12 protein-coding genes are annotated in these 12,104 nt (G+C 58.7%); 3 read left to right on the top strand and 9 right to left on the bottom strand.

Translation table 11 applies throughout. The features are described from left to right. Window positions 1-34: 34 nt before the first annotated feature. Window positions 35-571 (bottom strand): tetratricopeptide repeat protein, encoded by a 537-nt coding sequence (locus ACMXYH_RS16545; protein WP_415764163.1) that lies wholly within the window; start codon window positions 569-571, stop codon window positions 35-37. A 223-nt stretch (window positions 572-794) separates the two neighbouring features. Between ACMXYH_RS16545 and ACMXYH_RS16540 the strand changes: the two genes are divergently transcribed. Next, on the top strand, window positions 795-1,568 hold the full coding sequence (locus ACMXYH_RS16540) for a class I SAM-dependent methyltransferase (RefSeq protein ID WP_134420084.1): 774 nt from the start codon (window positions 795-797) through the stop codon (window positions 1,566-1,568). 106 nt (window positions 1,569-1,674) lie between these two features. Here ACMXYH_RS16540 and ACMXYH_RS16535 read toward each other — a convergent pair whose 3' ends face one another. The 5 genes from ACMXYH_RS16535 to ACMXYH_RS16515 all read right to left on the bottom strand — a co-directional run bounded on the left by ACMXYH_RS16535 (window position 1,675) and on the right by ACMXYH_RS16515 (window position 6,829). Further along, on the bottom strand, window positions 1,675-2,628 hold the full coding sequence (locus ACMXYH_RS16535; protein WP_415764162.1) for a D-2-hydroxyacid dehydrogenase family protein: 954 nt from the start codon (window positions 2,626-2,628) through the stop codon (window positions 1,675-1,677). Window positions 2,629-2,641: 13 nt separating this feature from the next. Further along, on the bottom strand, window positions 2,642-3,667 hold the full coding sequence (locus ACMXYH_RS16530) for an alpha/beta fold hydrolase (RefSeq protein ID WP_134420080.1): 1,026 nt from the start codon (window positions 3,665-3,667) through the stop codon (window positions 2,642-2,644). 85 nt (window positions 3,668-3,752) lie between these two features. Further along, window positions 3,753-4,187, bottom strand: coding sequence for a YqaA family protein (locus tag ACMXYH_RS16525; RefSeq protein ID WP_347805163.1), 435 nt, complete (start codon window positions 4,185-4,187; stop codon window positions 3,753-3,755). Then, on the bottom strand, window positions 4,187-4,633 hold the full coding sequence (locus ACMXYH_RS16520) for a DUF411 domain-containing protein (RefSeq protein WP_415764161.1): 447 nt from the start codon (window positions 4,631-4,633) through the stop codon (window positions 4,187-4,189). Before ACMXYH_RS16520 ends, ACMXYH_RS16525 begins: the two co-directional genes overlap by 1 nt. Before the next feature lie 204 nt (window positions 4,634-4,837). Beyond that, window positions 4,838-6,829, bottom strand: coding sequence for a methyl-accepting chemotaxis protein (locus tag ACMXYH_RS16515; protein ID WP_415764160.1), 1,992 nt, complete (start codon window positions 6,827-6,829; stop codon window positions 4,838-4,840). A gap of 408 nt (window positions 6,830-7,237) precedes the next feature. On the opposite strand from ACMXYH_RS16515, the gene ACMXYH_RS16510 reads away from it, so the two are divergent. Next, window positions 7,238-7,768 (top strand): hypothetical protein, encoded by a 531-nt coding sequence (locus ACMXYH_RS16510; RefSeq protein WP_415764159.1) that lies wholly within the window; start codon window positions 7,238-7,240, stop codon window positions 7,766-7,768. 49 nt (window positions 7,769-7,817) lie between these two features. Here ACMXYH_RS16510 and ACMXYH_RS16505 read toward each other — a convergent pair whose 3' ends face one another. Further along, entirely contained in the window at window positions 7,818-8,813 is a 996-nt protein-coding gene (locus ACMXYH_RS16505) for an aldo/keto reductase (protein WP_415764157.1), read from the bottom strand. 118 nt (window positions 8,814-8,931) lie between these two features. On the opposite strand from ACMXYH_RS16505, the gene ACMXYH_RS16500 reads away from it, so the two are divergent. After that, complete coding sequence (locus ACMXYH_RS16500) at window positions 8,932-9,858, top strand: LysR family transcriptional regulator (protein WP_415764156.1); 927 nt, start codon at window positions 8,932-8,934, stop codon at window positions 9,856-9,858. Here ACMXYH_RS16500 and ACMXYH_RS16495 read toward each other — a convergent pair. Next, window positions 9,847-10,800 (bottom strand): GNAT family N-acetyltransferase, encoded by a 954-nt coding sequence (locus tag ACMXYH_RS16495; protein WP_415764155.1) that lies wholly within the window; start codon window positions 10,798-10,800, stop codon window positions 9,847-9,849. The genes ACMXYH_RS16500 and ACMXYH_RS16495 overlap by 12 nt on opposite strands. Next, a complete protein-coding gene (locus tag ACMXYH_RS16490; RefSeq protein WP_415764154.1) occupies window positions 10,800-12,089 on the bottom strand; it encodes an AMP-binding protein in 1,290 nt (429 codons plus the stop codon). Before ACMXYH_RS16490 ends, ACMXYH_RS16495 begins: the two co-directional genes overlap by 1 nt. Between the last annotated feature and the right edge of the window lie 15 nt (window positions 12,090-12,104).

The following is a 12,104-nucleotide window of genomic DNA, read 5'->3' as shown; positions in this document are numbered from 1 at the left end:
CGCTGGCGATGGCGACCTCCGTCTGCTCGGTGTGTCAGGTTTTCGATGAATCGTTGATGGCTTCGGCCAGGTCCTGGTATTCCTCGCAGGTGGTGCTGCCGCAGATGGTTTTGATCTGCTGCAACTGTTCCTGAGCGAGGTCCAGCCGACCTTTGATCACATACGCTTCGCCGAGGTATTCGCGAACTTGTGCGTAGTGCGGGTCAAGTTGGACCGATTGCAGGTAATAACCGATGCCTTCGTCGGTGCGCCCCAGTTTACGTGTAGCGTAGCCGCGATAGTTCAAGGCCTTGGCGGTGTTTGGCTCTTTGAGGGTGTCGAGCAGGGCCAAGGCTTCTTCGTAGCGACCGTCCTTGGCCAGGCGATAAGCGTAATCGGCGCGGTCGGCGTCCGGTACCAGACTGCTGGTTTGCTTGAGGCATTTTTGCGACCGGGAGTCGAAGACCTGCCCTTTGGGGCAACTAGGTCTTGCGGGGGCGTCATCGCCACCACCATTGGCGAATGAAAGCGAACTGGACAAGGCGACTGCCAGCAGCAACGGGGCGGTTAACACAGCGAAACGGGTGTTCATGGGCGATGCTCCACAGGTTAATTCGTTTCAGTTCGTACCACGTCCCGGCAATGTGCGGCGCAAAGTATTATCACGCAGGCTGAAATGGTGAACTCTCATGGGGGATGAAAGGTGAACACCACAGGGTGAACAATTATTCATTTCTTTCTGGCGGTCTGTGCAAGGAAAGCTCAAATCGAGGCGCTATGCTCGATAGCATTCGTTGTAGATCTGGAGCACTGCCATGAAAGATCAGGTCCATCACTCGGCGGCCGCCGGCTATAAAGCCGGCGCTGATACCTACGTTCGCGGTCGTCCGGACTATCCGCCGCAAGTGGCCGATTGGCTGACGGGCACCCTTGGTTTGAACGCGGACAAAGCCGTGGTTGATCTGGGCGCCGGCACTGGCAAGTTCACCGGTCGGCTGGTGGCGACGGGTGCGCAAGTGATTGCGGTGGAGCCGGTGGCGCAGATGCTCGAGAAATTGTCCGAAGCCTTCCCCGAAGTGCTGGCCGTCAGCGGCACCGCCATGGACCTGCCGCTGCCCGATGCTTCGGTGGACGTGGTGATCTGCGCCCAGGCCTTTCACTGGTTTGCCAGTACTGAAGCACTGACCGAAATTGCCCGTGTACTCAAACCCGGCGGCAAGCTGGGACTGGTGTGGAACCTGCGGGATACCCGGGTGAGCTGGGTGCCGAAACTGGATGCGATCGTCAATGCGCTGGAGGGCGATACGCCGCGCTATTACACCGGGGCCTGGCGGCAGGCGTTTCCGCATGCGGCGTTCGGACCGCTGGCAGAACAGCGTTTCAGCCATGGGCATACAGGTTCGCCGGAAGATGTGATTTTCAACCGCGTGCGCTCCACCAGTTTTGTTGCAGCATTACCGGCGGTGGAGCGGGCAAAGGTTGATGAGCAGATCAGGGCGCTGATTGCGGCGGAGCCTGATCTGCGTGGCAGAGACGTAGTCGCTGTGCCCTATGAGACGGCGGCGTTTGTGGCAGAGAAGGGCAGTTAGATCGGTGGTGAGGCCATTCGCGAGCAAGCTCGCTCCCACATTGATTTGTGGACGACACAGATCAAATGTGGGAGCGGGCTTGCTCGCGAAGAACGATGACTCGGTATTAGCTCAGTAGACGGATCGGTTCTCCCGCAGACCAGGCCTGAATGTCCTCAATCATCTGCAAAAAGAACTGGTGATAGTTCTGTTGGCTGACATACCCGACGTGGGGCGTGGCCAGCACATTGTCCAGGGTTCTGAACGGATGATGAGGCGGCAAGGGTTCCTGCTCGAAGACGTCCAGCGCAGCGCCTGCCAGTCGCCGTTTCTGCAACGCCTTGATCAACGCCGCTTCATCGACGATCGGCCCACGCGCCGTGTTGACCAGCAGCGCCGAGGGCTTCATCCAGTCCAGCGCCTGGGCGTCCACCAAGCCTCGGCTACGATCGCTGAGTACCAGATGGACCGACAGCACATCGGCCTGTTCGAACAGTTCCTGTTTGCTGACGTAGGACACGCCGACCTCGGCTGCACGTTCGGCGGTCAGGTTCTCGCTCCAGGCAATCACCCGCATGCCGAATACTTGACCGAACTGGGCAACGCGAGTGCCGATGCTGCCCAGACCCAGGATCGCCAGGGTCTTGCCGTGCAGGTCGCCACCCAGGCTTTGCTGCCATAAACCGGCGCGCAGGGCGTTGGCTTCGACCACCAGGTTGCGGGTCGCAGCCATGATCAGCGCCCAGGTCAGTTCCGGCGCGGCGTGCTTGTAACTGTCGGTACCACAGACCTGGATGCCCAGCGCGGCGGCCGCTTTCAGGTCCAGGGCGGCGTTACGCATGCTGCCGGTGACCAGCAGCTTGAGTTTCGGTAAGCGTCGCAGCAGGTCCTCATCGAACCGGGTGCGCTCGCGCATCACGCAGATCACCTCGAACTCGCCCAACCGTGCCGCCAGGATTTCGTTGTCGGCAGGGTAGTCATGGATGAAATTCACTTGGCCGATGTCGTCCAGCACCGACCAGTCCACCACGTCACGGGCCACGTCCTGCCAGTCATCAATCACCGCAATCTGCACTGCCATCAGCCTTACCTCATCAATGAACGGGGTTGGTTTTGTTCAGCCAGGCGAGCAGGGCCTGGTGGAATTGCGCCGGTTCCTCCATTTGCGGCGCGTGTCCCATGCCGGGGAATTCGACCAGCGTCGACCGGGGAATCAGTTTCGCCACCTGTTTGCCGAGGACGTTGTAGTGACCGAGTTTCGCCTTGACCTCGGGCGGTGCGATGTCGCTGCCGATGGCCGTGGTGTCGGACGTACCGATCAGCAGCAGGGTCGGCATCTTCAGGTCCTTGAACTCGTAGTACACCGGTTGGGTGAAGATCATGTCGTAGATCAGCGCCGAGTTCCACGCTACCTGGGTTTTACCCGGGCCTTTGCTCAGGCCCGCATACATGTCCACCCAGCGGTCAAACTCGGGTTTCCAGCGGCCGTCGTAATAGGTACTGCGTTGATAGTCATGGATGCCTTGTGCGGTGACCTTCAACTCGCGCTCATACCATTGATCAACGGTGCGATAGGGCACGCCGAGGGCTTTCCAGTCTTCCAGGCCGATGGGATTGACCAGTGCCAGTTGTTCGACTTGATCGGGGTATTGCAGCGCATAGCGAGTGGCGAGCATGCCGCCGGTGGAATGCCCGAGAACACTGGCCTTCTGAATGCCCAGGGCCTTGAGCAGTTGCTGGGTGTTGGTTGCCAGTTGCTGGAAACTGTACTGATAGTTGTCCGGTTTACTGGAGGTGCAGAAACCGATCTGATCCGGGGCGATGACCCGGTAACCGGCCTCGCTCAGGGCCTTGATCGAAGTGTCCCAGGTGGCACCGCAGAAGTTCTTGCCGTGCATCAGCACCACGCTGCGTCCATTGGCCTTGCCGTGGGCTGCGACATCCATGTAACCCATTTGCAGGGATTTGCCCTGGGACTCAAAGGCAAAATGCTTGACCGTGTAGGGGTACTCGAAGCCTTGCAGCTCCGGCCCGTATTCCGGGCCTTCGGCGTGAGCAATGACAGGCAATGCAGCGGTCAGCAGCAGGCCGGGCAGCCAGCGGGAGCGGGTGAGGGACATGGGTGAACTCCATTGGAAATCGGCCGATGCTGGATCGGCATGATTAGGGCGACATTAAACACAGGCAATCGCCGTGGATGATCGTTCAACCCATCCAGCCCAATGTGGCCATGGCCAACACACCATAACGGGCGCCTTTGGCAAGGGTCACGATCAGCAGGAATCGCCCCAGCGGCTCGCGCATCACGCCGGCCACCAAGGTCAGCGGATCACCGATCACAGGCACCCAACTCAGCAGCAACGACCAATGACCGTAGCGCTGATAATGGACTCGGGCTTTTTCCAGATGGCGCGGGCTGACCGGAAACCAGCGCCGATCACGAAACCGCTCGATACCGCGCCCCAGCCACCAGTTCACCAGCGACCCCAGAACATTGCCCAATGTCGCCACGGCTAGCAGCGACCAGAGCCAATACTTGCCGCTGAGCAACAGCCCCACCAACACCGCTTCGGACTGCAAGGGCAGCAAGGTTGCCGCACCGAATGCGGCGAAGAACAGCCCGATGTACGCACCGAACATCAATGGGCGGGGTAGTCCGCCACTACCACGTCAGAGCCGTCCTTTTTCAGGCCGATCACTTGATACGCATCGCTCATGCCGTCCATTTCCATGCCCGGCGACCCCATGGGCATACCGGGTGCGGCCACGCCCAACAGATCGTCGCGCTTGCTCAAGGCCAGCACCTGATCGGCAGGGACATGACCTTCAACGAATTTGCCGTTGATCAAACCGGTATGGCACGACGCCAGACGCGGAGGCACGCCGTGCTGTTGCTTGAATTCGCTCATATTGGCTTCGACGTGATCCTCGACTTTGAAGCCGTTGGCTTCCAGATGGCTGATCCATTTTTTGCAGCAACCGCAATTGGCATCGCGGTGAACCTCGATCGGGATCAGGTCGGCGGCCTGGGCCAGGGAGGAAATGAACAGGGCGCTCAGGGCGACCAGACGCAGGTGGGTTCGCATGGGGAATCTCGTTTCGAATTGCGGCCAAAAAAATGCATTCTGACCATTTTTTTTGGCCAGGCATTCAAGGAGTGTTTCGAAGTAATACAAAACTGGCCAGCCTTGATCATCGTAGATCAAAGCTGTCAGTCAGATGAGGCGCACATTACAAGATTGTCAGGTTGGCCGCTGAGTGCCGGGGACGGCACTCAGGGTAGGGCAGAATTAACGAACTCTGAACCGCCCCATGATCGCGCTCACGCGACTGTTGGCTTCCAGCAGTTGTTGGGTATTGAGCTCGCTGGCCTGGCCGCTTTTCACCAGTTCGTCGACCATGTGACGGATTTGCACCATGCTGCGGTTGATCTCTTCGGTCACCGCGCTTTGCTGCTCGGCGGCCGTGGCGATCTGGGTGCTAAGGCTGTTGATGTGGCTGACGTTGCCGGCCATTTCATCCAGACCGGTGTTGACCCGTGCCGTGGCATCAGCGGCCGACTGGCAGCTGGTCTGGGTGTTTTCCATGGCGGTTACCGACGAACTCACACCCTGCGTCAGGCGGGTGAGCATTTCATTGATTTGCGACGTACTGGCCTGAGTGCGGGCGGCGAGGGCGCGGACTTCATCGGCGACTACGGCAAAACCGCGGCCCTGTTCGCCGGCGCGGGCGGCTTCGATGGCAGCGTTGAGGGCCAACAGGTTGGTTTGCCCGGCAATGGCGCCGATGACCCCGAGAATCTCGGTGATGCGTTGAGCGTCCTGTTGCATGCTTTCGACTTTATGGGTTGCGCTGGCCACTTCGTCGATCAGCGCAATCACGCTGCTGGACGCTTCGCCCACCACGACCCGCGAACGGTCGGCGTTTTCGTTGGCGCGCTGGGTGAAGGCAGCGGTTTCGGCGGCGTTTTGCGCAACGCTTTCGGCGGTCGAACTCATCTCGGTGATGGCGGTGACGGTCTGATCGGTTTCCGAGGCGTGACGCACCAGTATCTGGCTGGTGTGGGCGGAGGTGCGTTGCAGGTTATCCAGGCTGGAGGCCATGGCGCCGGTGGCCAGGGTGACTTCGCCGATCATGTTCTGCAAGTAGGTGATGAAGGCGTTGACCGAGTGGCCGATGGCGCCCAGTTCGTCTTCGGCGCGAATGGTGATGCGTTTGGTCAAGTCGGCGTCACCTGCTGACAGTGCGTCGATGTTGGCCTTCAGGGCTTTCATACGCTGGACCAGTTGGCGAATCGCATAGATCTGTAGCAACACCAGCAGGATCACCATCGGGATTTGCAGCAGGCTCAGGGTGCTGAGCACGTCGTCGCGCTGGGCGGTGATCAGCTTGGTCGGCAGGGCGGTGGCGAGGAACCAGGGTGTGCCTTCGATCGGGCGCATGAAGAAGGTGCTGGCTTCGCCGTTGTTGTCGAACTCGCCCCGCTGCGACTGGTCACGGTTTTGCAAGCCGGCCTTCACCTGGGTAGCGAACGGCGAGTTGCCGGCCAGCTCACTGATGTTCTTCAGTACGATCGGCCCGCTGATGCGCGAACTGTTGCTGATGATCTTGCCGTCGGCTTCGACGATCAGCATTTCGGCGCCGAGGTCTTTCTCCTTGCGTGCCACCAGGTCATTGAAAAAACCCAGGGTCACGTCGATGGTCGACACGCCGTAGGCCGCGCCATTCTTCTGGATGGCCATGGCGCAGTTGGTGCGTGGCTCGGCGCTGGCGTCATCTTTATAGGCTGCCGCCCACGCGCATTGGCCGCGCGGGGTTTGCATGCCGCCTTTGTACCAGGTCTGGTCGTAGTAGTTGGGCGCGGCATCGCTGTTCCAAAAGGTGTTAACGGCCAGTTTTCCCGAGGCATCCCGGTGCCAGAACGTGCTGAACTTGTTGCGCCCGGCTTCGCGCTGACCGGGCAGCGGCCAGATCCCGCCGCCGAACACTTTCAGCTCGCCGTACTGGTCGACCAGGCCCGGCAGGACGGTGTCGATGGCGGCGCTGTCGAGCAGGGGAATGGTCTGGGTGATGCTTCGCTGTTGCGCCTGAACCTTGTTCAGTTCGCCCTGGATTTGCTCGGCGACTTCGGCAATTCGGTTGAGGGCCACTTGTTCTTCGGTGTGACGCAGCTTCGGTGCGACCAATTGGCTGATGCCGACCACTGTCAGCACGGACAACAGCAGGATGAACAGGACCAGAAACAGCGTGTAACGAGCCTGAATGGTACGGAATGCGGGCATGGGACCGGTCCTTAGTGCAGCGTTCTTGTTGTGGTCGTCGGTATGAAGTCGACGCTTCCAAGGGCTATCGGCTCGCGAAAGCCGAGCTTTAGGTACCATCGTGCAGGAACGGTGCGGGGTGACGGGCGGTGCGCGGTATAGTGATGGATACAAACTAACTAACCAAAGCGTACGTACCACTTGGTTAGTTGCTATTTCACTTTCCAAGTTAATGCCTGGATCAATGAAAAAGGGCAATTGCCTGGTTGTATCGTAAATGTATGAGAATTGTAAAAAGTCGGAAATAATTGTAGGTGTGGCTAGTGGCCAGGCTGATACTCGCCCGCTCTAAACCAGATTAAACAAGGAGCTTTTTATGGTCGCCTCACACGGACGTCTGCATCAGGTAGCGCAGTCGGAAGTTCGGTCATGACTATCGGCTATACCGGGGCCTGGACGGCCAAGGCAGGGTTGCTGGTCAAGGACACGGCGGGCGGCAAACCTGTGACGCATAACGCCAGGGTCAAGCAGATGCTGGCATTGGTGGGTACCAATCCAACCTTGCTGAACACCGCGAAAATGGATGAGCAGAAACTGCACAGAAACATCAAAGGCTTCGACTCGGAAAACGTCCCCCCCAAACAGCTGGGCAATCTCAGTGCCTTCTTGAGAGGCAAAGGCCTGATTTCCGATATTACGTCGATGACGCTAATGAATGCTGGTGACAAGTTTGACCGGTTTGGGATACAGAAAGACCCGGATGCGAAATTCAACGCACTGGAGTATTTCGCCACCCAACTGGACACCATTCAGAACAACAGTATCAGGGGTGACAAGTACGCCGTGGGCCTGATCCCGGAATACAAAACGGCGATCTACGTGCTGCAGAATTTACAAACTTACGGCAAGGGTAATGGCACGACGGTGCCGACCGACAAAGGCGTCAGCTCCAAGGCGTGACGCCCGATTGTCCTGGCCCACTCAACTTGTCGAATGGGCCAGGTGTCGGTTACCGGTCAAGCAACTCCATGACTTCCTCCGGGTAACGTAAACCAGCCGTGGCATTGGCCGGGAATATCGCTTCCAGCGCTTGCAAGTCTTCGCCGCTGAGCTTCACATCCAGCGCGGCCACATTTTCTTCCAGGTATTTACGCTGTTTGGTTCCCGGAATCGGGATCACGTAATCACCCTGAGCCAGTACCCATGCCAGCGCCAGTTGGCCGGCGGTCACGCCTTTTTCTGCGGCCAGGTCCTGCACTTGCTGCACCAGCAACAGATTTTTGGCGAAATTCTCGCCTTGAAAACGCGGGCTGAAACGGCGGTAGTCGTCTGCCGCGAAATCATCAGGACTTTTCAGCGCTCCGGTGAGAAAGCCACGACCCAAAGGGCTGTAGGGGACGAAGGCAACCCCCAGGCGCTGACACGCAGCCAGACAACCGTTTCCCTCCTGGTCACGGCTCCATAACGAATACTCGCTCTGCAGCGCACTGATCGGATGAACCTTGTGTGCCCGCTCAAGCGTTGCGACCGAGGCCTCGCTCAAACCCAGGTACCGAACCTTGCCGGCTTTCACCAGGTCGGCCATGGCGCCGACGGTTTCCTCGATGGCCACCTGCGGATCGATGCGGTGCTGGTAGTACAAATCCAGGGTCTCGACACCGAGGCGCTTGAGGGTGCCGTCGATAGAGGCGTGAATGTAATCCGGTCGGCCGTTGACGCCCCGCGCAACCGGATTGCCCGGGTCGCGGACGATCCCGAATTTGCTGGCCAGAAACACCTGGTCACGTTTGCCGACGATGGCCTTGCCGATCAGTTCTTCATTGGTGTGCGGGCCGTACATGTCGGCGGTGTCGAGCAGGTTGATCCCCAACTCCAGCGCGCGGTGCAGAGTGGCCGTGGCTTCGCGGATGTCCACGCCAGTCGTGTAGAAATCGCTCATGCCCATGCAGCCCAGACCTATCGCGCTCACTTGTGGACCGTTTTTGCCCAGTTGACGTGTTTGCATGAAATCAGCTCCTTGTGAATGTGGAGTCCATTGTTGACCTCGACAGAAACAAGATAAACCGGCTAAAACTGCTATCACTGTTCGTAATTTCTAAATAATCAGCCGGTAAGCAAAAGCAATGGACCGTTTTAACGCCATGCGCGTATTCACTCGAATCGTCGAACTGGGCGGCTTTGCCAAGGCGGCGGATAGCCTGCAATTGCCCCGGGCCTCAGTGACCATCCTGATCAAGCAGCTGGAGGCGCATCTCGGTGTGCAGTTGCTGCAACGCACGACGCGGCAGATCAGCCTGACGCTCGACGGTGCGGCCTATTACCCTCGTTGCGTACGGTTGCTGGCGGACCTGGAGGAAACCGAAGCGGTGTTCAGCGCTGCACGCAACAACCCCAAGGGGCTGTTGCGCGTGGACATGCCGGCGGGCGTGGGACGCTTGATGGTGATCCCGGCATTACCGCACTTTACTGCCCGGTATCCCTTGATCGAGCTGGAAATCGGCTTGAATGACCGGCCAGTCGACCTGATACGCGAAGGCGTCGATTGCGTGCTGCGGGGCGGCGACTCACTGGACGATTCACTGGTGGCGCGGCCGTTGGCCATGCTGGACCAGGTCACGTGTGCCAGCCCCGACTACTTGAAGCGATTCGGAACGCCTCAGTGTCTGGCTGACCTTGAAGGCCATCAGATGGTGGAGTACTTCTCCAGCAGCAACGGCAAGCGTTATGGGCTGGAGTTCATGGTCAATGATCAGGTTCAGGCTATTAATCTACCCAAGCAAGTCTCGGTCAACAGCGCCGATGGTTACCTGGCCGCTTGTGAGGCGGGGTATGGTCTGGTCCAGACCCCGTATTACCACGTAGCCCGCCAGCTGAGCGAAGGCCGTTTGTGTGAAGTCCTCAGGACGGTACCGACACCGGGGATGCCGCTGACGGCGCTCTACCCGCCACACCGTCAGTTGTCCCGGCGGGTGAGGGTGTTTGTCGATTGGCTGGTTGAGCTTTGCGCGCAGCCGGGCAATGACTTTTATCGAAAAGACTCACGCGGCTGAGCGGTCTCTGTTCAGCGCTTCGGCGCTACTCTGCGTGTTGGCGTTTTGCTGTAAATCGTCATGCAAGCGTTGCATGTGCGGGCAGTGCAGGTTGAGGTGTCGAGACTGCGCCCCTCGATGAAACAGGGCGAACCACCCATTGGTGTTTGATGTAGGCATCAGCCCGGTAAAGGTGAAGCCAAGGGCCGCCAAGTTGCGAAAGTCCTGGGCAAAGTGCCGTGACATCTGAAGTTTGACCGAGATCAGCCAGTGCCTGGGCAATTGACCGATCTGGTCAAGCAGACGTTTGGTCAAACGCTGAATGACCATGTCGAATCTTTTATGGTGTTGCTTGAGTTGCAAGGGCAGAGAAGACAACGGCGTCGTGTCCGGATGAGTCCCGAACACGGAACACAAGTGCTGCATAACCCCCCGGCAGCTGTCAGGCCATGGGATGTCGGGGAGTGGACGCGTATGTCCTTCGGCGACGTAACAACCCATCACGATGGTTTCCGGCAGCGGCTCAGCGAAGGGCGAAGGGACGTAGTCAGGAAGCAAACCCGTGCTGTGGAAGCCGATGTTTGCTGCCATGCGTTGCGTGTAGGGATGGTGTGTCACTTGTTTGATCGAGACGCTCTTGAACCCCATGGAACCTGACCGCGACAGCAACTCCCGTCCCAGACGGGTCGCGATACTCTGTCCCTGCGCGGCCGGATGCACCACACTGAGGGCCAGCTCGGTGGTGTCCGCAGGTGTGTCATGGCACAACGCGGCATGCCCTAGAACGCGTACGTCATCCACCGCCAGCATCGACTTCCAGCGCCCCTCGGCATTGTGCTGATTGATCATATTCGGCAAGTAAACATCCGGCTGAACGTAATGATCGCCATAGACCTCGCGAAACAACTGGCTCACGGCACGCGCGTCGGATGGCCGATAGGGTCGAAAAATCAAATGCGGCATCATGCGGGCTCCGGCGACGGTGCGTCATACACGCGCAAGTCCAGGACCCGCAGTTGTTTGCCGGAGCGTGGGTGAAGCTTCATTGCGGTGACCGCACAGGACAACACTCGCAACTCCAACAGACCCTCGCGGCTCAGTTCCTCGATGGCGGGATAGTGTTCAACCAGCGCCTCGTACAACTCTCGGCACACCGGTACGGTGGCCATTGATAGCGCTGAGGGAACCCACTTCACACTCAAAATATCTTTGTATTCGTCATGTTCGATCAGCAATTGCCATTGGTCGTTGTGGGCAATGCGCTGGACGATCTGCTGGATGTCATCGATCAGCAGCGACAGCACCCCGACTCGCACTCGCTGGCTGTGCACGCTACGTCCCTTGAGGGCGAATTTGCGCTTCGGGGTTGAGACGGGTTCGCGCCAGCACGCGCGGTCGCCCACCGGATAACGCAGCAGTGGCATGAGCCGGCGAGTCAGATTGGTCACCACCAATAATCCGGTGCGATCGCATTCTTCGATGACTTCACCGGTGAGTTCATCGACGATCTCCAGCAAGGTTTGTGGTTCAAACACCCGATGCTCGCCCAAGGCGCAGTCGCGACCGCTGGCCCCGATAAGGCCGGCGTCTACACTGGCGTAGCCAATGGAAGCAATGCGCACGTTGGGAAACACGTCGGTGAGGATTGCCACCTGCGGGGCAAACAGGCTTTCGCCGCCATACAGAAACGTATCAACCCCGCGCAGTACTCGCCGATGCTGGTTCAGGTAGGCCGCCAGTCGCAGCAGCTGTGCCGGGACACCGACCAGCACGTTGATCCGGTGCTGATCAATCGCATCGGCCAATACATCCAGCTCGACTTGCCCGGTAAATGGAAACTCGCAGATCGATCGCCTGACGTGCGCCAGTGAGTCGTGGATGAACAGAAAACTGGCGTAAAGATCACCGGAAAAAAACAGATTGGCGACACGGTCGCCGTCGTTCAGCTGAGAGGAGAAACTTTCTCCGAACGTACTGACCAGTTCTTGCCATTCGTTATAGGTGTACACCGTCAGTTTGCCCTGGCTGGTCGATCCGCCGGTTTTAAACACCAGCGCATCGTCGACCTTTGCGGTCAGGACCGGCCAATGACTCAAGTCATTGCTGCCAGACCAATAGTCCACGGCGTTGGTGAGCGGTATATCTTGTAACGTAATGCCCTGCGACGGTAAGTGTTCCAGTTGTTGGCGGTAGAAGTTTGAATGTTGCCTTATATAAGGCAGTAGTTGTTCGAGCGAATAAGTTGATTTCACTGGGGGCTCTCTTTT

Origin of the sequence: Pseudomonas frigoris (assembly GCF_047758635.1) — a bacterium.
In the GTDB taxonomy this organism is placed as follows: Bacteria; Pseudomonadota; Gammaproteobacteria; order Pseudomonadales; family Pseudomonadaceae; genus Aquipseudomonas; species Aquipseudomonas frigoris.
This window is presented reverse-complemented; position numbering and strand designations above follow the sequence as displayed.